Here is a 20,461-nt window from a genome sequence, read left to right on the forward strand (position 1 = left end):
CGGGCGCCGGGCGGGAGTTCGGCGGGGTGCCGTTGTCCGGGTGGGTCGGCGCCACCGGGGCTGGTCCGACGGTGTGTCACGGCGCGGCGCCGCGGGTCACGGTGTGCACGTCGGCCCGGTGGCGGACCAGGGCCGGCTCCGCTCGCCGACCGTCCTTCGTACCCACCCGAGTCGGGAGGAGCAGCGGCTCCACCAAGGCCACTTGATCGTCCGTCAGGTCGACGGTGCCCGTCTCGGTCTCTACGCGACCCGGCAGCACAGGCTGCCGCCCCGCCTGCCGATGCGTCGGGTCGAGAACCACGGCACGGCTGCGGACGATGAGGTGAGCGAGGACTCCGAGGAGGGCTTGCTCGGTGAGGGGCCCGCACCCGGATCCGCCGCCGCGCCGCCGGAAACACCTCACGATCCCGCAGGTCGCCGATCACATCGCCGGCTCCTCCGGACTGACGCTCCCCCCGAACACTGACGGCGCGCCAGGAGGGCGCCTGCGCGGGGCCTGGAGAGGCGCCAGGCACATCCGGTTCGACTGCGCCGCCCGCCATCGTCCGTCAGGAGGCAACTGGGCGAGGGCGGCGGTCACCGGCCGCAGGTGGGAGGGCGTGGGGCAGGGCCGGGGCAGCCTGAGAGCTCGGCGACTCACGGTGCGCGGCCGACCGGCAGGCGCGGAGGCCGCCGAGTGCGAGCGGGCCGTCGTGGAGGCGGAGCGCACCAGTGCCCGGTGGCGCCGGACCTGACCGGCAGGCGGGATGGTGCAACGACCCGTGCCATGCCATGGTGAGTGCCTGTCTTTGACAGTCCGTCATGGGGGTGGGGGATGGATTCGACGGGTGCGTTGTCAGGTGAGCGTCTCGTCCGGGACGTCGTCCGGGACGTCGCTGCACGCGTGGCTCCGGATGAGGTCGTCCTGGTGGAGGGGTTGTGCGTCCTCGACGACGTCGCTGCTGTGCGGCGGCTGTCAGGGCGTGACAAGCAGGATCCACTGGGGTTCGGTCTGGCCGAGGCTGCCGCCCTGGTCACGCCCGTGGTGTGGCTGGTGCTGAACCAGATGGCGTCGACTCTCGCTGGTGCGGCGGCAGCCGGTGCTGCCCGACGGTCGAGCCGTTGGCTCAGGCGGGTCCTGCGCCGTCCGTCCCCGCCGGCCGTCCTGCCGCCGCTGGGCCGGGACCAGCTGGCGGAGGTCCACCAGCGTGTCCTTGCCGAGGCCGTCCGGCGGGGGTCCGCCGCCGAAGACGCGCGGGAACTCGCGGACGCCGTTGTCGCGGCGCTGGTGCTGGCTGCAGCGGATCCGCCCCCCTCGGACCCGCCGGAGGGGGAGGACCCGACCGCTGGTGCCCCACAGTGAGTGCTGCGGTCTCGCAGCCGTCGGTCGACGAGAGGGTGGTCGGAGCCGGGACCGGCGCGCGCTTCGCCGTACTGCTCGTGCTCATGCTGGTCACCACCGGGGCGATGGCTCTGAGCGTCCTGTGGCTTCTGCACGCTGCTGACGGAGTCGGCTGCGTCCTTGCGGCCGGCGGGGCCCCGGAGCGGGCCGGCACGTCCGCGGAATCCGTCCGCCTGTCCGGCCAGTGGCTCCCCTTCTGGGCCTGCATGGACCGGTACGTGCCAGTCCCGCCCTGGTGGCAGGCTGCCGTCGCCCCATGCCTGCTCGCGGCCGTGGCCGCGTTGCTCTTCCTGCTCCTGCCGGCATGGAAGATCCGCCGCCGGCGCCTGGTGGGCCTGCAGACCGTCGACTCCGACGGTGCCCTCCTCCGGCTGGTCGACGAGGCTGCGGCAGTGTCCGGACTGGTCCGTGTCCCGCGTGTCGTCGTCGACCGGGCCGCACCGACGGCCGGGGCAGCGATCTTCGGCCGCACCCGCCGACCGGTCCTCGTCCTGCACGGCGGCCTGATCGCCCGTCGGAGCAGCGATCCCGCGCACCTTCGCACCGTGCTGCTGCACGAGTTCGCCCACATCTCCAACCGGGACATCACCATCACCTACGCCACCGTGGCTCTGTGGCGGACCTTCGGCGTGCTCGTCCTGCTGCCGTACCTGGTGTGGACCGGCTACGAGATCAGTGGTTTCGGAGCGACGGCCTGGCTGGAGCTGTCGCCGCTGGACGTCCGGACGTTGCTGCTGCCCCTCGTCCTGGCCGGACTCGTCGGCCTGGCACGGTCTGATGTGCTGCGGGTGCGGGAGATCCACGCTGACCTCACGGCGATCCGCGCAGGCGCAGACCTCCACCGCGCCGTCATCACGGCCCAGCAGCCGGTTGCCGGACGTCTCCGTCGGACTTTTGCCCCGGTGAAGGCACTGTGGAGCACCCACCCTGAGTCACAGGTCCGCCGTTCGGCCCTCACCGACCCGGCGCCCGTCTTCGCTCAGCACGCAGCGCCGGCCCTGCTCACGGGAGTGAGCGCGGTTCTCATCCACGTCAACCTCATAGGCGCCCTGAGCGCGTACCGCCCACTCATCCCCTGGGTCTACCAAGGTGCGGCGCTGCTTCCTGCCCTGCTGGTCTGCGGTGTGCTCGGAACTGCGCTGTGGCGATCGGTGGCCTACGCGGCACTGACGGGAGCTCGGCCTCCGATCGGGATGCGTACCGGCGGGTGGCTGGGGGTGGGGCTCGCTGCGGGATCCCTCGTCGGCGGTAGGGGCGCCGGGTCCGCGCAGTGGTTGGGCGGCAGCTTCGTCGGACTGGCGACGGTCGCGGCTTCCGCCGTCGTGTTCACCGTGTGGTTCACCCTGTGTGCCCGCCTGTGGGTCGGCGTGTGGCGTGGACGGTCACTCCGGCCCGCCCTGCTCCTGTGTCTGGTCGGCGCCTTCGTCGTGGCGGCGGTCTGGTTCGCCTGGCTGACACCGCAGGGCGCCTATGAGGAGTACTTCCGCACGATCGCACCCGATCGGCGCCATCTGATCGAACAGCTGTACCCGGGTGGTCCGAAGGCGGGGTCAGCCACTGTCTTCGTCCTTGCCACGGTGCTCCCCTTGGTGGCTACCTCGATGACCTGGCCGATGTTCGCTGCGGCAGCCGCTGCCGCCTGGATGGTTCCCACGCTGGCCCTCGCGCTCGGACGGCCCGCCAACCCTCCCCGCTGGGCGGCGCGAGCGAGGCCCGCCGGCACGGGCCGGCTCGTCGGCTCCGAGGCCCCGCCGACGCTGCGCCGGGCCTTGATGCCCGGCCTCGTGGCCGGTGTGGTCAGCTGGTTCGCAGCCGCAGGTGTGCTGGCCTACTTCCACGCCGGGCAGGGGTGGCAGGCGGGCGCCAGCGGCAACTGGGCAGTGCGTGTGGAGAGCGGGTTGTTCCCAGCCGTGGTCGGGCCGACAGCTCTCGCGGCGCTGGCAGCGATCGGCGCCCGACATCCCCTCGCACCCCTCATCGCAGCGCAGACCACCGCTGCGGTCGGCCTGGTCGGTTCGGGTCTGCTCGTCTCCTTCGACGGCTGCCTCGCACCGTTGAGCTCTCGTGGCAGCACGTGCGGCTGGCACCCCGCGTGGCGGGTCTTCCCCAAGTTCGAAGTGTTCGGCTTCGTCAACGCCGTTCTGCTCGTCGCCTGCTCGGCCGCCGTCGTGGCCGCGTTCCTTCAGCAGGTGGCAGGCAGGATTCACCGCAGAACCGAGGCGAACCCCGTCAAGCTGTCCTCCGCGCGGCCGATCGCGCGCTGGTCGGCCGTAGCCACATCCGCGTCGATGGTGCTCGTGCTGGCAGTAGGTGAACCTGTGGTCCTGTCCGGCTACCAGACTTCTCGCCCCGACTACGCGACGGCGCAGCGTCAGGTGCAGAGGCTGCTGGTCCAACAGCCACCGGTCTCTGCGGAGACGCGAGCCAGACAGGTCCGTGCCTGGTACGACCACGGCGGCCAGTACCTTCTGGCGAACGCCATCCGGTACGCCGACCAACTGCGAGTCCTGAAGGTCCCGATGAACGGCACGTCCGCGGAACGCGACCTCTCGCTGAGCCGTATCCGGGCACTCTGCGTCGACATCGCGGCGATTGGTGCGTGGGAGGACGGTTACTACTTCCGTGTCCCCGACACCGATGCCCAAGCGGACTGGCACAAGTTCGGAACCGGTGCACGTGAAGGGGGCCGCACATGCCTGGCTGCCGTCGACCAGCGGCCCTTCGACACCAACGCATACCTCGCCCTCATCCTCGCCACCTACGACTTGGACATCGCGGGAAGCGACGCAGCCAGTGCAGACTCGGCGGTCGTCAGGATCCTCGCCGAAGCGGGCTATCGGACCGGGTGAGCCGAGCTGAGGCGCCCGGCCTCCCGTTGGTGCTGCTGCGCTCTCGAGCCCGGCCCGCGCTCGACTGCGGAGCCTTCCAGGCGGTGCGGGTGCCGGCGGAGGACACGCTCATCGGTGTACGTACTGATCGCTGGCGGCCGTGCGCCTGGGGTGGGTGAGGCGGCAGGCGCCACGATCCGGGTCCGCGTTCTGAACGGCGCACGGGCCACGCTCGGCCGGGCGACCGGGGGCTGAGCCTGCTGACAGGGGCTGGAGTCGGCCCGGGCCTGGCACGCTGTCACACCTTCGAGCGGACTTCCCGCCGCCTCGGCCGGGAAGGCTCCTGCGGTGACCGATACCGACCTGCCCTTCCAGCCCGGTACCACGGTGGTGCGCCGCGACGTCCACGCCGGGCGGGTGTGGACCGCGATGCCGCAACGGGTGGTCGCGGACACCGGCCACGTGCTCACCCTGGCCTACTGGCCGGGGATCGAGAGCCTCGCCCCGAGGACCTGGATCGACTCCACCACAACCGGCGACCAGGCCGCGCGTGAGGGGATGCTGGCCGACCTCGCGGCCGGCACCTGGACGCTCGGCCGCCACCGCTGGACCGGCACCGCGCTCCTCTCCCACTTCCTGGCCGGGGAGTGGTTCTCGATCCACTGCTTCCAGGACGCCGCCACCGGTGACCCGCTGCGCTGGTACGTGAACTTCGAGAAGCCCTACACCCGCCGTCCGGCCGGGATCGACACCCTGGACCTGTGCCTGGACCTGGTCGTTACCCCCGACCTGTCGGGCCACCACTGGAAGGACCGCGAGGAGTACGCCCAGCTGCGCCGCCTCGGGGTGATCGACGACTACCTCCACCGCCAGGTCGAGCAGGCGAAGGACCGGGTGGTCGCCATGCTCGACGACCGCGCCGGTCCCTTCGCCGGTGGCTGGCCCGCATGGTCTCCCGATCCCGCGTGGCCGCTGCCAGTCCTGCCCGATGACGCCGACCACCCGGCCACCGGCCGGTGACCGCCTCGCCCACCGTCTTGTCCGTGCCGCCGGTCAGCCGGTGTATGCAGGGCCTCCGGGCCCACTGCGTCGTCTCCAGCGCCTGGGACAGCAGCCCTTCCCGTGCACGGCCACCTGTCGACACGGTGCCTGGCGCCGACGTGCCGGCGTCCGCCCGATCCGACTGCGGCCCCCCACTGGGCCGAGGCACGACGGTCCTCACCGGGAGCGCCTGCCGAACTGCGACGCCATGCGGGGGAAGCAGGGCGATTGTCAACGGTTCGGCGCGCTGCCTCGTCACCAGCAGCGCGCGAGGCGTAGTGGTCGTCACCCGTCTGCGGCGGCCTCGGTGAGGGTTGGTCGGCTGTGCTTCTTGCCCCTACGGGTCAGGCTTCTTGTCACCAACCGTGGGTCGGGCCCGGTCATTGCGCGCACAGCCGGTCCAGGTGGCGCTGGCCTGGACGATGCGGAGGCCGGGTCCCGCTCAGTCGGAGGACAACCTGGGTGCCTGGCGGTCGAGCTGACGGACGCTCAACTGGCCCGGCTCGACGCGGCGGACCGGGGCGCCCCCGGCGGGCCGCACGACCTGCTGGCGAGCGGGCCCATCCGCCGGGTGACCACGGGGGAGGATTGCGGATCGAGACCCGCTGCTGACACGAGTCGGCGGACTCGGGCTGGTGGGCGAGTTGTGGTGGCGCCCCGGCCGGGCCGGCCTGCGCTCCCTGACCGACGCTCTCGACAACTCGAAGGCCCGGCGCCGCCTACGAGCTGCGCCGGGCCGAGCGCCGGGCCGAGAAGGAAGCCGACACCGGGAGGCGATGATGCTGCCGGCGTATGTGGACTGCGGCGCGGTCCCGGAGCGGGCGCAGGTCTCCATTCGCGAGAAGGGCGGGTGCCTGTCGTCCCGCGAGGGCGGGACCTGCCACTCCTGCCACCAGAAGCGCGAGGCCGCCCAGGCCACGCGGGAGGAGCAGGAGGCCTGGGCCGCCGGCCGGGCCGCGCAGGCGCGGCGCCTGCCGTGCTGGACGTGCAAGGGGCCGCTCGGCGGGCGGTTCGGCTCCGAGTGCATCGAGGCGGGGGTGGGGGTGGGGGGTGTCCGGACCGTGCGGCGGTATGCCAGGAGGAGGGTCTCGGCCCGTTGTGGCTGCCGGTGCCCGTGGTGAAGGAGCGGAAGCTGTTCGGGAGGAACAAGCCCACCGAGCCCGTGGAGGCGGTCTTCCCAAGTGACTCCCGGTGGACAAGGATTCCGTTTCGCGAGAAGCACACCCGGGCGGCGCGTCATCCCGGCCGGGTCGGCCGGGCCGGTGTGCTCCGCACCGGGCCGACGCGACTCCCCTGCACACCGCGACCCAGGAGGACCTCTCCCATGAACGCCGCCGAGCAGCCCACCACCCCGCAGTCCACCGCCCGGCCGGTCGACGTGTCAGCGACGGACGCGCCCTCGCTCGACGCCGTTGTCGTCGGGGCGGGTCTCGCCGGCCTCTACCAGCTCCACCGGTTGCGCGGACTCGGTCTGCGTACGCGTGTGTTCGAGGCGGGTGCCGATGTCGGCGGGACCTGGTACTGGAACAGCTATCCCGGCGCCCGCTGTGACATCGAGAGCATGTCGTACTCGTTCTCCTTCTCCCCCCAGCTGGACCAGGAGTGGGTGTGGAGCGAGAAGTACGCGACGCAGCCGGAGATCCTGCGCTACCTCCACCATGTCGCCGACCGGTTCGACCTGCGCCGGGACATCACGCTGAACACCCGGGTCATCCGGGCGGTGTACGACGAGGAGCGGCATTACTGGCTGCTCGCCACCGACACCGGCGAGAGCGTCACCAGCCGGTTCCTCGTGATGGCGTCGGGCTGCTCCTCCACGGTGAAGGAACCGGAGTTCCCCGGGGCCGACACCTTCGCCGGCCCTGTGCTGCACACTGCCCGCTGGCCGCACGAGAAGACCGACTTCACCGGCCGCAGGGTCGCGGTGATCGGTACCGGTTCCTCCGGCGTCCAGGCCATACCGCTCATCGCCGAGCAGGCCGCCGAGCTGACGGTCTTCCAGCGGACACCGGCGTACGCGCTCCCGGCCCACAACCGCCCGCTCACCGCCGCCGAGGTCGCCGAGTGGAAGGCGGGCTACCCGGAGTTCCGGGCGGCCCAGCGGCGGTCGAAGGGCGGCAGCGTCTGCGAGATGCCGACCCGCTCCGCGCTGGAGGTGAGCGAGGAGGAGCGGACCGCCGCCTACGAGGCGGCCTGGCAGGAGGGGCTGCTGAGCGCGATACTCCGCTCGTACACCGACATCCTGGTGAACGCGGAGGCCAACGAGACGGTCGCCGCGTTCATCCGGTCCAAGATCGCCGGGATCGTCGCTGACCCGGCCACCGCCGAACGGCTCTCGCCGCGCGGCTTCCCCTTCGGCACCAAGCGTCCCTGCCTCGACACCGGCTACTACGCCACGTACAACAAGTCCCACGTGACGCTGGTCGACCTGCGCGAGACCCCGATCGAGGAGATCACCCCGAAGGGGCTCCGGACCGCAGACGGCCGGGAACACCTCGTCGACGTGATCGTCCACGCCACCGGGTTCGACTCCGTCACCGGCTCGCTGCTCGCCCCGGACATCGTGGGCAAGGGCGGCGTCACCCTCCGCGAGAAGTGGGCGGACGGGCCGGTGAACCAGCTGGGCCTGGTCTCGGCAGGATTCCCCAACCTGTTCACCGTCACCGGGCCGCTGAGCCCGTCGGTGCTCACCAACATGGTCGTCTCCATCGAGCAGCACGTGGAGTGGATCACCGACTGCATCGCCCAGCTGCTCAGCAGCGGCGTCACGGAGATCGACGCCACGCCCGAGGCCGAGGCGGCCTGGACGGCCCACGTCGCGGAGCTCGCCGCCGGGACCCTCTATCCGGCCGCCGACTCCTGGTACCTGGGCGCGAACGTGCCGGGCAAGCCACGGGTCTTCCTCGCCTACGTCGGCGGCGCCGACCGCTACCGCGAAGCATGTGACGCCTCGGCGCGCAACGGCTACACCGGCTTCACCCTCTCGCGGCCGTCGGCCTGATCCGCCGATCGGGCGGGGGCGCCGGGGGCACGGGGTCACACGGTCCGGTAGGCGTGGCAGGCCGCCGGGGCGGTCGCTGCCGGTGGAAGCCCAGGCCCGCGCGGCCAACGCGAAGCTGCGCCCGTGCTGGACCCGCCACGGCCCGATCGGCGGGAGGGAGGCTCCCCGCCGGAGCTGACCGAGAGGGTCGGCCCGAGCCGGACGGAACGCCCTCACCGCGAGAAGACCCGCAGAGACAAGAAGCGGGGTTTGGTGGTGCTGCCGTTGCCCACCCGGCGGGAGTGGCCGGCCGCCCGGGTCTCCACCTCGTCCGACCCGTGGGGGCTGGGGGTGCAGCACGCCGCCTCGACCCGGCCGCGGACCGGGGCGTGGGACGGTCGGCCGGGTCGGACGGCCGCGTGCGCGGCGGGCGCTGTGAGCTGGGACGGAGGCCTGTCGGGGTGACCGGTTAGCCTCTGGCCCGGCCGGCTGTCGAGCGCCGGATCGACGTGTGGACGTGGAGGCAGCGGTGAGCGTGGACTTCTTCTGGCGGCGGGTGGAGGCGGGTGCGACGGACGGGCTCGACCCGGACCGGATCCGTGCGCTGGTGCCGCACTGGTTCGACGCCGAGTTCGGTCGGCTGCTCGCGGCCGGCTCGATCCTGGGCGTGGAACGCCACCCCGCCCTGATGCATTCGGTGCTGATGGAAGCGGAGCCGCCCGTGCTCCGGCATGCCCAGCTCGCGGTGTACGCGGGCACCGCGCACGTGCCCTATGACGGTGAGTTCGGGATCTGGACGGTCGACCCGCAGGAGGTACGCCAAGTCGCCGCCTTCCTCCAGGGCATCGCGTTCGACGAACTGGTCGGGCGGCTCGATGCCGATCTGGCGGAGGAAGCTGCCGAGCGGGGGATCCCCGGTTCCTGGGACTCCGAGTGGGCAGCTGAGCTCGTGGCGGATCTGGCCGCGGTCAGGGAGTTCTACGCCGCTGCTGCCGAGGCAGGGGACGCGGTCGTCAAGGTCCAGACGACCTGACCGCTCCCCGGGCCAGGCTCTGCCGCCCCTCTCGCGAGGTCTGTCGCGCCCCTTGCCGCACCCGGGTGCTGTCGGGTTGAGAGCTCTTGGCAGCCCCGGTACGGCGCCGAAGCTGCCGCGCGCCGGCCGGGACGGGGGTCGGCCGCCCGGCCTCCAGGAACCAATGCCGGCCGCTGCACCGTGTCATGCCGCCGAGTGGTACGTCTCGTTCCGTGAGGCGGTCTTCACCGACCTCGGTCCGGCGGGCGAAACGACCGCGGAGGATCGCCCGGGCACCTCACCTGGCGGCGGTCCTGGAACGACGGGCCTTGCCCATGCCGGGATGCTGCGGGAAGGGATCTTCACGGCTCGCGCGCGATCGGAACGTTCCGATTCCACGTACCGAGTCCACGCCAACCGGACCCGTTCCATTCAGATGGGCGACGACTTGACTACAGAGAGATAGTACAATATCACATAACAGTGCTTCTGGACGGACCAGAGCCTCTGCACACAGGAGAAGGCACCTCATGACTCGCACGATGCTGACGACGGCCGCCGCTACGGGTGCTTTCGCACTTGCACTCGCCGCCGCCACCCCGGCCGTCGCCGCCGGTACCGTCGCCACCGTCACCGCCGTGGAGGTCTGCGACGCGTCCGGCCTGCAGTCCGGCCTCTGGACGAAGCTGTGCCACACGGTCACCGAGGACGGCATCCAGTTCACCGGCCGGGTCGGCCTGGCCGGACCGCGAAGCCCCGGCAGCCCGCCGCTGCCGACGAAGCTGGTCGACGCGACCCTGACCGCCGCCGTCGAGGGCGGCGAGTCGCTCGGCACCGTGCAGCAGTTCCTGTCGTTCCGCGCCACCACGCTCCAGGTCGCAGGCGTCGGCGGCGCCGTCCCGTGCGGCTCGACCGTCACCGCGAGCTTCTCCGTCTCCGCGGACGGCTGGTACACCGCCCCGATCAGCACCAGTGTGGTGGTGCCCTGCTGACGTCCGGAGCGGACGGCTGCGGCGTCCGCGTGGGTGCCGGGCCGGAGAGTGTGGCGCAGGCCGGCGAGGGGGACGTGCCGGTGGCACGGGCGCCGCGGATCGACGTGCTGCCGGCCGCAGCACCTGCCCCCGGGGGCGCCGGGCCGAGCAGCCGCGCGTGGGCCCGGCCACGTGGGCCGTGCGCAGCCGCTGGTCACCGCCGGTCAACGGGGTGACGGCCCGCAGGTCACCCGCGTCAGTCGGGGTCGTACGGGTTCGACGCCCGGGGCCGGGCCGCCCCACGTCCGCCCGCTGCGCGTGCGGGGACTCGCATCGCCGGGGGCGACGTTCCCACCGCGATCCCGTGCTCACCCCGTCCACTGCCAGCCGGCCAGCATGGTGTCCAGCTCCCGCACCCGGTCCGACCAGGTCTGCGGCTGGGCCGACAGGCGGATGAGCAGTTGCTCGCCGCCGTCCTCCACCAGGACGAAGCGTGAGGGGTCCTCTCCCGGTGGCTGGCCTTCGAGGACGAGGGCCCGGTGTCCGCCGACGAGGGTCTCGTGGCCGCCCTGCGCGAGGAGGGTCGTCCTGGCGGAGTCGATCGGGAACTCCGTGATCCGGGTGATCGTGACCTGGGCGCGCAGCACGAAATCCTCCGGACGGATCCGCAGCTGCGCTCCGGTGTCGTCCGGTTGGGAGCTGACATCGAACCAGCCGGGTGCCAGGCGGAACCGGTAGCCGGTCGACCCGACCCAGCCGTGGTCCCCGACCGAGGCCCCGGCCAGGGCTGGCGCGGCGCGGCTCTGCCGGGTCACCAGGTGGCCGGCCAGGTACAGGCCGGCGAGCAGCGGCAGTATCGCCGCCAGGGCGAACCCGCGACTGCCGACTGCCCACCGCCGGACCCGAAGACGCTGCGGAAGCCGCCCCGCCAGCCGGCTCCGCAGGCCGAGCCAGGGCGGCAGCAGCAGGACGCACAGCACGCCGGTCACTCCGGGGAGCAGGTTGACCATCAGCACGACGCCGTCCCCGGTAGGTGCGGTCAGGCACCCCCGGCTGGACGGTCGCAGCGCGAAGGCGTCCGCACAGTGACCGAGGAGTGGCTGCACGACCATCGCGAACGCCCCTACGGTGGCGCACACGAGGGCTGCCGTCCCTCCGCGCAGCAGCCCCGTACGCGGCTCCCGGCCGGCCGCGACCAAGCCGGTCAGCAGGGCGATCACATCGGCGGCCAGGATCAGCCAGAGCTGGAAGCGGATGACGAACTGGTGGCTCCACCGCTCCAGCAAGGGCAGTTGGTGCGCCTGCCAGGCGGAGAGCAGGATCAGCACCGCCAGGGCCGCACCCCCGATCAGCCCCGCGCGCGAACCCGCCCTGATCGCCGCCATCGACGCGCCCGTCCAGGGCGGCCGGTCCCGCAGTCGGCGCCTGATCGCGATGCCCGCGACCACGGCGGCCGACACCACCGCACAGCCGAGCACTGCGGGCACGGCAGCGGAGGCGTGTGCCAGACCGGGCAGTGCGAACGGCTGCGCCAGGGTGGACAGCGCGGCACCCGGGCCCTGCCCGGACAGCGGAGCGAGCGTCAGGAACGCCTGGTCGACCAGGCGCAGCACGATCGTGTAGGCGGCCGTGGCGAGCACGAGCACCACCGTCAGCAGGGTGGCCCGCGCGGTCCGTGCGGACCCGGCCGGGGCCGCACCGACGGCCCGGGCCGCGGTGGCCGCGCTTCGGACCACCCAGCAGGTCACCGGAGTGGCGAGCACGACGACGAGCGGTACCCAGGTGGCGTTCCAGACCAGCAGGCCCAGTGCGTCGATCCGTCCGAAGGCCGTCTCCAGGGAGAGCAGCGGACCGAGCGCCAGACCGACCGAGAGGCCCAAGGCGAACGGCCAGACCCGTTTGCTCCCGGCCCGTTCGCTCCCGGCCAGGGCCTGCGGGCCCGGTCGCCACTGGCCACCCACCACGGCCGCCGCCACCGGTACGGCGATGGCCGCAGCCGTCCAGGCGGCCCGGGCCGGGTCCGACACCAGCAGCCATGCCGCCCGGCTCAGCCCGGTCAGCCCGACCATGGCGACCAGGCCGATGCCGAGACCTCCTGAGAAGTTCTGTCCGAACAACGGCACGGAGCCGTACAGGGCCGCCAGCCGAGCGCCGGGAGCCGGGTGCAGCCGTGGCCGTGCTCGGCGCGGCGGGGTGGGCATGCCCGAGAGGATCCGGGTCAGCGCGTCCCCTTCCGCGGTCCCGGGACCGACCCGGGCGTCGGCCTGGAACTCCCGGGATCGGACCAGCGCCGCCAACAGGACCACGCTCACCATCAGCAGACCGATGACCCGCAGGACGAACCCCGCCACCAGCCCGGGCGGGGCACCGCCGGCGGTCGCGAACCAGAGCCCGGCCCCGCCCACGACCAGGGCGAACGCCCCCGTGAGCGTCAGAGCCGCGTAGGTCTGGTCGACATCCCGGTTGCGCAGGTGCGCGAGCTCGTGCAGGACGGTGGCCCGGAAGGCGGCCGGGTCGGTGTGGTGACGCACCACGAGCCCGGCGCTGAGGACGACCGTGCGCCGGCCCGGCAGACCGGCCACGAAGGCCGACGGCACCGGATCGAAGGGGCGGCTGAGGAATCTCACGCGTCCGGCGCCGGCCGTCCGGCGCAGCCGCTCCAGCTCGGCCAGCAGCAGTGCGGCGTCCGAGGGGTCGAAACCGCGCAGGCGGTAGCGGCGGGCGAGGACCGGCGGATGCGCCGCGTACAGGAGCGCCGCGACGACCAGGACGAGGACCAGACCGCCGACGAGCCAGCGCAGTTGGTCGTGCTGAGCGGGGGCCGCGCACGCCTCGACCGCGGCGAGCTGCGCGCTCGAGGACGAGCTCCAGTCGGCGAAGGACGGCAGGTCGGTGATGCCGGTCGGCACCCCGCCGAGCGGATGGGCGGTCAGGCACCGGTTCCACAGGCCGATCCAGTTCCGGCCGCCGGGAGAGATCGCGAAGGCTCCCCGGGCGACGATCAGGGTCGACAGCGCCACCTCGAGCGAGAGCAGCGCGAACAGGACCGAGGTGACGGCCCGCCCGCTCGGCCGGGCGCCCGCCGATCCCACGTCACTCCCCGGCGGGCAGGGCCGGGGAGGGCACGGCCAGTGCTCCGACGATCGCGTCGGCCAGCAGGCGCTGCTGAGCCTCCGTCAGGGCCAGGTCGGCTGCGCACCTGGTGACCTCGGTGCGCAGCAGGGCCAGCTCCTCGGCACTGAACTCCACCCGGGCAGCCCCGTCCGGTGGCGCACCGGCCCTGCCGAGGCGCAACCGGATCCGGCTCAGCAGACCTCCGGCCCCTTCCACCGCCCGCTCCGCCGCCCTCGCGCTGAGCGCGCCCCACAGCTGACGGCACGCTTCCAGCACCACCGGTGTCAGCAGCACCACCGCGGCGTCGAGGCCGAACCCCAACAGCGCATCCCGGTCGGAGCGTTCGAGCCTGACCCCACGGGCGAAGTACGCCTCGCTCAACTGGGTGAACAGCGGCATCTCTCCCGGGGCGAGACCCTGCACCCCGGCGCGGCCCAGCGCCGCCACGACCCGCTCGTCCTCCGCATTCCGCACCGTACCCCCCACGTGTGACACCACAGCTCGCAGCGGCCGGCCGCCGGACGGTTGCCGTGTCCCCCTCGGCCGACCTGACGTGACTGGCCGTCAATGTACTTGGTTCGCAAAGGACTCACCGGACTTTCGAGGAATGGGGTCGATCCCGCTGCTCCGAGCCCGGGCCCGGCTCCGGGGCACAGGTGGCGACGCGATCGACGACGATGCCCCGGAGCCAGCCGTGGGCTCGGCCATCACTCGGATGCACCGCGCACCGGGGCGGCTCGACGAGGGTTCTGCGGGTGGAGCCCGCAGGGCCGGCCTGGACCGCCTCCCCGGCGACGAGGTCGGGCCCCACCGCTCGCTCGCGAGTGAAGCGGCCCGCCGCCTCGCCGACGAGCTCAGGAACGAGTGGTCACCCGTTCACCCAGCACCTTCCGAGGGCCGGGCCCCGCGCCGATCCGCACCGTCGTGCCGGGGCGCGGCCGTGTGAAGTGATCGCAATCGGGTAGCCGGGCGGCATGCTGAGTCTGGGAGTCGAAGAGGAGTACCTGCTGGTCGACCCGCGTGACGGCGCGCCGGTCCCGCTGGCCCCCGAGGTGCTGGCCACCGCCGGCTTGGCGCCCGCGCTGCGCGAGCAGGAGGCGCAGCACGAGTTGCTCCGGGCGCAGGTGGAGACCGCGACCCCGGTGTGCGAGGAGCTGGCCGAGGTGGAGCGGCACCTGGCCCGGGTGCGGGGCGCTCTGAGTGCGGCGGCGGCCCGGCACGGTTGCCGGGTGGTGGCCGTCGGGTCGGCTCCGTTCGACGCCGAGCGCCCGGTGGGGGTGACGGACGCGGCCCGGTACCGCCGGGCGGAGCGTCAGGCGCCGCTGCTGGTGGACGACTTGCTGCTGAACGGGATGCACGTGCACGTCGGCATCGCGGACGAGGAGGAGCGCGTCGCGGTGCTCGGCCGACTGCGGCCCTGGCTCCCGGTCCTGGTCGCGATGGCCGCGAACTCCCCGTACCGGGGCGGAGCGGACAGCCGCTTCGCCAGCTGGCGCACGGTGGAGTTCGACCGCTGGGCCGTGAGCGGGCCGCCCCCGCACTTCGCGGACGCGGCCGACCACCGGGCCCGGCTGCGAGCCCTGGAGGAGTCCGGCGTCATCGCGGACCGGGGCCAGCTGTACTGGCACGCGCGGCTGTCGGCCCGCTACCCGACGGTCGAAGTCCGCGCGGCGGACGTGCAGTTGACGGTGGCCGACGCCGAACTCCTCGCCGGTGTGATCCGTGGGCTGGCGGCCTCGGCCCTGCTCGCCGCCCGGGCCGGGCGGCCGTGGCCGGTCCCGTCCGAGGAACTGCTGCGCGGCGCGACCTGGCATGCGGCTCGCACCGGCCTGACCGGTTCGCTGGTCTCGCCGCTCACCTCCCGCGCCCGTCCGGCGGAGGAGGTGGTGGCCGAACTGTGGGAGTACGCGGCCCCCGGCCTGGCCGCCGCCGGGGATGCCGAGCGGGTGGCCGAGCTGTGGCACGCGTTCACCCGGGAGGGCAACGGCGCGCAGCGTCAGCGCCGCTGGTACGCGGAGGGTGGCCGACCGGGGCTGACGGAGCACCTGCTGGCGAGCGCGATGGCGCCCGGTCCGGGCACGCCGGCGGGCTGAGGGAGCGCTGGCCCGGGACGCCCGCGGGCCGTCAGGGCGAGTTAGAGGCACGGAAGGTCCGTGGCCCCGATGGCTGGGTGATCGTTGCGACGCTTGGCGGGGACCTCGCGGCCCGGGGCGGCCAAGGGTAGGGCGATGTCGGCCGAGGCCATCGCCGCCGGGAGCGAGCCGGTCAGCGCAGACCTGCTGTGACCCGTCGGCTCGCTCCGCCGCCGGGTGACAACGTCCGTGATCAAGGAAGAAGGGTGACAACCAGATCGACCGAGTGGTGACGGGCACCGCGATCAGCACCGGACAGACGTGCAGGTCGCACGGCACTCCTGGTGACGCCCATCTCGACCCATCACAGTCAGCGACCGGACCGGCCGAACCCAGATCGGACCCGGCCGCAAGGACCCGCCGTCGGCGCCGGGTGGTAGGCATGACTGTTGATCTTCGAGAAGGGGCGGCCATGACGGACGACGAGTTGGTGTGGGACCTGGAGCGAATCGGCCGGGAGGGGTGGGAGGTTTACGAGGGCACCGGTCTGGACTCGCGGGCGGTGCTCGCCCGGATGCCGAAGCAGGTCAAGGACGGCTTCCTGCTCGACCAGGTCCCCTGGGAACGCTTTCTGTTCGGGCACAGCCCGCACGGCGGTCTACGGGTGAGGAACCTGCTCGTCCAGGCCTGCTCCGCCGACCGCGAGACCGCCGGCCGCGCCCTCGGCGACCTGACGAGCCATCTGTTCCCGGACTACGAGGTCAACGCCAGCGCCGCGTTGCTCGTCCCGTTCCTGCTGCGCCTGGGCGTGGTTCCGGCGGTCCCGGTCCGTGTTCGCGCCCTGGGTCTGGCCGCCGGCGTGGCCCGCCACGGCGACTGCGGGGCCACCCGCGACAGGTTCCTGGTCACCGTCCCGCCGGGCTTCTACTTCTCCTGCGACGGCTACCTGATGACCTGGACCATCGAGGCCTCCCGCCAGGCGATCACCGCCGATACCGACCTGCTGCTGCCCCTGCTGCACGATCCGGTCGCGGGGGTACGGGTCCAGGCCGCCTACACGCTCGCGACCGCGCTGGACCACGCCGACCGCATCACCGCCGCCCTGCGTGCCCGGCTGGCCGTCGAGGAGAGGCCCCCGGTCCGCGCCGCGCTCGTCCTGGCCTGCGCGGAACTGGCGCACAACCACCCTGACCCCGCGGTCGCCGCCTGGCTCGGCGCCCTGTGGCGCGACCCGCACCAGCCGGCAGACGCGCGCGTCGCGGCCGCACTCGGGTGGCTCTGTCTCACCGACCACCCCGTTCCCGACGACCTGCAGGCCATGGTCGACGCCTTCGTCAACGCCGACGCGGACAAGGTCCTCGACGAGGTGCCGTGGTTCACGCGCTTCCACGGCCTGCTGAGCACCGTGCGGCAACTCGTCCACGGCTGGCCGTTCACCTACCCGGTACCCCCCTTGCCATCAGCGCGGCGCCGTCACCGTGCCTCATGATTGATCTGGTGGCGGGGCGGACGGGTTCGACCTGTGTGCGGCCCGGAAGTCCCGGTACTCGTCCCGGACGACACCACCACGGACCCGGCGTCGGGGTCAGCGGCGACTGCGTACCCGGCCATGTGCAGGGCTCCAGTCGGCGACCACACGGCCGAGGAAGAACGCGACAGCCTGACGGGGCCCTGCCGGGCGAGGTGCGTCAGAGCGGAAGCGCTCCATCGACCAGGGCTTTCAGGTTCGCCGGCAGATCAGGGGAGTCCCGCCAGTGCCGGGCGATCAGCAGGAGCGCAACCCACGAGTCGCACGCCTCCTCGTTCGGTTGCCCGGAGTGCACCGCGTCCGGCACTGGCCTGCCGAGAGCGTTCACGACCTCGTACAGGGCGTCCGCGACCTTGCCCACGTCGTCCAGCGGCGACCCCTCGGCATGAGGCGGAGCGCCGTCGGGCCGGACGGCGACCCAGGCAGCCGAGTAGGTCCTGCCATGGACGAAGTCCCGCAGGCCGGCAAGCTGCTGACGGGACGGGAGATGCGGCTGATGGGTGGAACAACCCCGGGACATCGAGGCCGAGGCCCGCTCTTCCATGGCCAAGCTGAAGGCCTGCGGCAGCAAGACCCAGACCCACCCGACCGTGCTGCGCGGCATCACTGCCGCCATCCCGCCGGCCCACCCGAGGGTGAACTGCACGCCCTCCTTCGGCATGTACGTCGCCGCCCAGCAGGTCACAGGCACGATCCGCCGACCCGCCCGGCCGGGGCAGGTCGATGCAGTGGGAGCCGCCGGAGGTTGCCGACGTCGTGCTGGCCGTCCGCCACCTGTGCGGCGCATCGGACCGGTGGGTCGGGTCAGGTGCCGTCGGTTCCGCGGTGTTCCCGTAGGAGCCAACGCCCGGGCACCGGGTCGGCGTGGCGACTTGGCAGGCTCTCCTGGTGGGCAGCCGGATCGACCGGAGGAGGTCGCCCTTCGGCGGTTCCCGCGAGGGCCGCACCCGGGTGCTCTCCGCCGTCGCCTCGTTCTGGGCGAACACCCGTACCACCCGCACCACCCGTTCCACGCGCACCGACGGTGCACCTCCTGCTCCGTCCGGGGCCGCTGGTAGGTACGGGTGGGCCCCGGAGCGAGCGGGCTCCTGCTACAGCTCCCGGAGTGCCTCCTCGGTGGTGGAGGCCTGGATGACGGCATCGATGTCGACTCCGTGAGGCAGGGGCTCGCGCCGACTGCCGCCCCAGTGGACGTTCGAGGCGAGCCGTCCGGCGGTGAAGGCCGGTGGGATCCCGTACTCGTGCCGGGCCTGGTGGGCGATCATCCCGAAGGTGTCGGCGGCGTACGTCGGACGGGCGGCCAAGAGCCGGCCAGTGCCCCGACGAGGTACGGCGCGGCGTTGGGGGCACCATGGCGTGCGCTCTCGAAGTCGCCGCGTTCCCCGGTCCAGCGCGCCGAGAACTCCGTAACGGTGCCGTCCGTGAGCGCGCGCAGCGTCGCCTCCCGGAGCAGGAACTCCACGACGACATCAGGGATGTGAGCGGGCTGGTCGCGCACGGGGAGTCTCCGATGAGGTGGAGGTGCCGGCCGAGGGAGCCGGCCCGGAGGGCCGCCACGCCGGGTGGGGAGCCCGCAGCGGGGTGCAGCACCACGCTGCGGGCTGCCCGGGCCCGGCGGGCGTCGGGTGCCACGAGGGGTGTGGGGCAAGCACCTCGCTCACGGGAAGGCGCTGTGCCGCTCGTTCGCCCGCAGGGTGGCCGGCCCGACTCGGTACCGGCCACCCTGCGGGCAAGCCCTCCTCTCACCGTGCGGCACCCAGTCGGCAGGGGCGGCACGACGCCGGGACGGCGTCAGCTGGGTGTGGGGGAAGGAGTGACGCCGAGCGACGCGCCGAGTCGGGCCACGGCAGCCTCGTAGTCGGTCTCCCCCTTGGCGAGGGTGCTCTTGGCCTTGGCCACCTGAGCGGGATCGCCGGCGGTGGCCCCGGCGAGGCAGTCCGTGGCCCCCTGGCGCAGGTTCGTGATCGCCGAGGACCACAGTGCCTGGATCGACGGTTCGGGGACGGGAGCGAAGTCCTTGATGATGGCGAGGTCGTGGTCGAGGTCGTTGCAGGCCGAACGGATGTTGCTGAAACCGCTGGACCCGCCGGAGTCGAGGGCGAAGCCCCGGGTGAACCGGTCGAGGCCGCGGTCGAGGACGCCCATGCCCTGCTTGTGAGCACTGTCCTGGAACCACGCGACGAGCTTGACCTGCTCGTCCGCGGAGAGGGTCGGAGCGGCGGCGGGACGCGGTGTGCCGGTAACCGCAGAGGCACTCACCGTCGGCGCCGAACTGGTGGCGGGCGAGCCGCTGCTGCATGCTGCGACGGGGACTACGGAGAGGCCGATGGCCAGGAGGCGTATCAGCGGACGCATGGGAACTCCCTCGGGCAAGGATCTGGACACGGCACCGAACCGCCCAGCCCGGTCCGGTCCGGAACGGGGCGAACGGCTCTGCTGCCTCACGCGCACACCGTCTCAGAGGCGACGGCCGCCCGTCAGCGGAACGGCGGAGCCGCCCCCGACGAGCCGACGCCGGGGGCGGGAGCGGGCTGCCGACGAGCGGGTGTGCCGCCGGGCTCGACCTGGCGGAGCACATCGCTCGAAGGACCCGGCGGGGGATCCGCCGGACCGGGGGTGGTCCGTCCCGCAGTCGGCTGGCCGGCCGGCACCGGCGGGAGCTGTGCGCCGGCTGGATCGCCGGGCCGACCGGGCGGCTGACCGGAACTCCCGACTCGACCGGACGCTCAGGGCCGCGGCCTGCCGAAGGACCGGCGGCGTCTCCGTGGTGACCGCGTTCCGCACCACGGAGGACGGCGTCCTGCACCCGGCCGATGTGCCGGTCGTGGTCGGCCTACCCTCGTTCACCCTCCCCTTCGCCCCGCCCGAGTTGGCGACCGCGCCCATCGACTTCGCCGCCGGGAGCTCACCTTCGACCACCGCGAGGACATCCCCATGGCGGTGGCCGCGCTCCGCCGCTGCGAACAAGCAGCCTCGTGACCCGGCTTCGTCGGGGTCGGCCCCGGGTCGGGCCGCGACCGTCAACGGCCGTACGGTGATTACCCGTTCAGGTGAAACGCACCTGCCATGGTTCGCACTCGGAGCGTTGCTGCCGAATGGCGGACACCGGTCGGTAGCTTGGCGTTCCGTCCTACCGCCAGAGGTCGGCCCGGGCCGACCTCTCCCCACCAGGGAGACTCCGTGACCTCGAAGAAGAGACTCGCGCGTTCCTTCACCGTGGCCCTCGCCGCCGCAGCCGCCTTCACCCTCACCATGCCGACCGGCAACGCCTTCGCCATCGACCACGTCGAGTGCCGGGGCGGGGAGAACTTCCTGAAGATCTACTCGCACAACGGCGGCCGGCAGAGCGTCGACTGCTACGCGAACCGGGGGCGGACCTCCTTCGGCAACTGGTGGGTCGACCGGATCATCACCGGCAACAACGACCTGATCTACTACGACGCCAACGGCGACTCGGTCCGGATCAACCGCTGGACCGACATCTCCTTCCCCAACCACCCGCCCAAGGTCAAGGACATCGAGATCCTCTGACCC

Annotated in this window: 14 protein-coding genes; 9 read left to right on the forward strand and 5 right to left on the reverse strand. The window is 72.8% G+C overall.

The annotated features are described in order from the left end of the window. The first annotated feature begins 814 nt into the window (after positions 1-814). From ACIRBX_RS33865 to ACIRBX_RS33890, 6 genes are all read left to right on the forward strand, one after another. On the forward strand, positions 815-1,342 hold the full coding sequence (locus ACIRBX_RS33865; RefSeq protein WP_402303240.1) for a hypothetical protein: 528 nt from the start codon (positions 815-817) through the stop codon (positions 1,340-1,342). After that, complete coding sequence (locus tag ACIRBX_RS33870) at positions 1,339-4,230, forward strand: M48 family metalloprotease (RefSeq protein ID WP_402303242.1); 2,892 nt, start codon at positions 1,339-1,341, stop codon at positions 4,228-4,230. The genes ACIRBX_RS33865 and ACIRBX_RS33870 overlap by 4 nt, the downstream gene beginning before the upstream one ends. A 327-nt stretch (positions 4,231-4,557) precedes the next feature. After that, complete coding sequence (locus ACIRBX_RS33875; protein WP_402303245.1) at positions 4,558-5,229, forward strand: DUF402 domain-containing protein; 672 nt, start codon at positions 4,558-4,560, stop codon at positions 5,227-5,229. A gap of 1,345 nt (positions 5,230-6,574) precedes the next feature. Next, positions 6,575-8,251, forward strand: coding sequence for a flavin-containing monooxygenase (locus ACIRBX_RS33880; protein WP_402303247.1), 1,677 nt, complete (start codon positions 6,575-6,577; stop codon positions 8,249-8,251). A 508-nt stretch (positions 8,252-8,759) separates the two neighbouring features. Then, a complete protein-coding gene (locus tag ACIRBX_RS33885) occupies positions 8,760-9,263 on the forward strand; it encodes a DUF1877 family protein (RefSeq protein ID WP_402303250.1) in 504 nt (167 codons plus the stop codon). Positions 9,264-9,772: 509 nt separating this feature from the next. After that, positions 9,773-10,234, forward strand: a complete 462-nt coding sequence (locus ACIRBX_RS33890; protein WP_402303253.1) for a hypothetical protein — start codon at positions 9,773-9,775, stop codon at positions 10,232-10,234. 347 nt (positions 10,235-10,581) lie between these two features. On the opposite strand, the gene ACIRBX_RS33895 is transcribed toward ACIRBX_RS33890, so the two are convergent. Together ACIRBX_RS33895 and ACIRBX_RS33900 are read right to left on the reverse strand one after the other, a co-directional pair. After that, positions 10,582-13,305 (reverse strand): M48 family metallopeptidase, encoded by a 2,724-nt coding sequence (locus ACIRBX_RS33895; protein ID WP_402303255.1) that lies wholly within the window; start codon positions 13,303-13,305, stop codon positions 10,582-10,584. Position 13,306: 1 nt separating this feature from the next. Then, on the reverse strand, positions 13,307-13,801 hold the full coding sequence (locus ACIRBX_RS33900) for a hypothetical protein (protein WP_402303257.1): 495 nt from the start codon (positions 13,799-13,801) through the stop codon (positions 13,307-13,309). Between the two features lie 500 nt (positions 13,802-14,301). Between ACIRBX_RS33900 and ACIRBX_RS33905 the strand changes: the two genes are divergently transcribed. Together ACIRBX_RS33905 and ACIRBX_RS33910 are read left to right on the forward strand one after the other, a co-directional pair. Then, positions 14,302-15,420, forward strand: coding sequence for a glutamate--cysteine ligase (locus tag ACIRBX_RS33905; protein WP_402303259.1), 1,119 nt, complete (start codon positions 14,302-14,304; stop codon positions 15,418-15,420). Between the two features lie 451 nt (positions 15,421-15,871). Next, positions 15,872-16,888, forward strand: a complete 1,017-nt coding sequence (locus tag ACIRBX_RS33910) for a hypothetical protein (protein WP_402303261.1) — start codon at positions 15,872-15,874, stop codon at positions 16,886-16,888. A 199-nt stretch (positions 16,889-17,087) separates the two neighbouring features. On the opposite strand, the gene ACIRBX_RS33915 is transcribed toward ACIRBX_RS33910, so the two are convergent. The 3 genes from ACIRBX_RS33915 to ACIRBX_RS33925 form a co-directional block, all read right to left on the reverse strand. Continuing rightward, a complete protein-coding gene (locus tag ACIRBX_RS33915; RefSeq protein WP_402303263.1) occupies positions 17,088-17,573 on the reverse strand; it encodes a hypothetical protein in 486 nt (161 codons plus the stop codon). Positions 17,574-18,018: 445 nt separating this feature from the next. Beyond that, positions 18,019-18,231 carry a hypothetical protein gene (locus tag ACIRBX_RS33920; protein WP_402303265.1) on the reverse strand — a complete coding sequence of 71 codons (213 nt, stop codon included), beginning with the start codon at positions 18,229-18,231 and terminating at the stop codon, positions 18,019-18,021. Positions 18,232-18,718: 487 nt separating this feature from the next. Next, positions 18,719-19,282 (reverse strand): hypothetical protein, encoded by a 564-nt coding sequence (locus ACIRBX_RS33925; protein ID WP_402303268.1) that lies wholly within the window; start codon positions 19,280-19,282, stop codon positions 18,719-18,721. A gap of 897 nt (positions 19,283-20,179) precedes the next feature. Here ACIRBX_RS33925 and ACIRBX_RS33930 point away from each other — a divergent pair. Then, entirely contained in the window at positions 20,180-20,458 is a 279-nt protein-coding gene (locus ACIRBX_RS33930) for a beta/gamma crystallin domain-containing protein (RefSeq protein ID WP_402303309.1), read from the forward strand. Positions 20,459-20,461: the final 3 nt, after the last annotated feature.

The organism is Kitasatospora sp. NPDC096147, assembly GCF_044763225.1.
Taxonomy (GTDB): domain Bacteria; phylum Actinomycetota; class Actinomycetes; order Streptomycetales; family Streptomycetaceae; genus Kitasatospora.

Excerpts from the sequence above, each read along its gene's own strand:
- ACIRBX_RS33910 (WP_402303261.1), top strand. The coding sequence starts at position 15,872 with ATGACGGACGACGAGTTGGTGTGGGACCTGGAGCGAATCGGCCGGGAG.
- ACIRBX_RS33925 (WP_402303268.1), bottom strand. The coding sequence starts at position 19,282 with ATGCGTCCGCTGATACGCCTCCTGGCCATCGGCCTCTCCGTAGTCCCC.
- ACIRBX_RS33865 (WP_402303240.1), top strand. The coding sequence starts at position 815 with ATGGATTCGACGGGTGCGTTGTCAGGTGAGCGTCTCGTCCGGGACGTC.
- ACIRBX_RS33930 (WP_402303309.1), top strand. The coding sequence starts at position 20,180 with ATGCCGACCGGCAACGCCTTCGCCATCGACCACGTCGAGTGCCGGGGC.
- ACIRBX_RS33890 (WP_402303253.1), top strand. The coding sequence starts at position 9,773 with ATGACTCGCACGATGCTGACGACGGCCGCCGCTACGGGTGCTTTCGCA.
- ACIRBX_RS33880 (WP_402303247.1), top strand. The coding sequence starts at position 6,575 with ATGAACGCCGCCGAGCAGCCCACCACCCCGCAGTCCACCGCCCGGCCG.
- ACIRBX_RS33905 (WP_402303259.1), top strand. The coding sequence starts at position 14,302 with ATGCTGAGTCTGGGAGTCGAAGAGGAGTACCTGCTGGTCGACCCGCGT.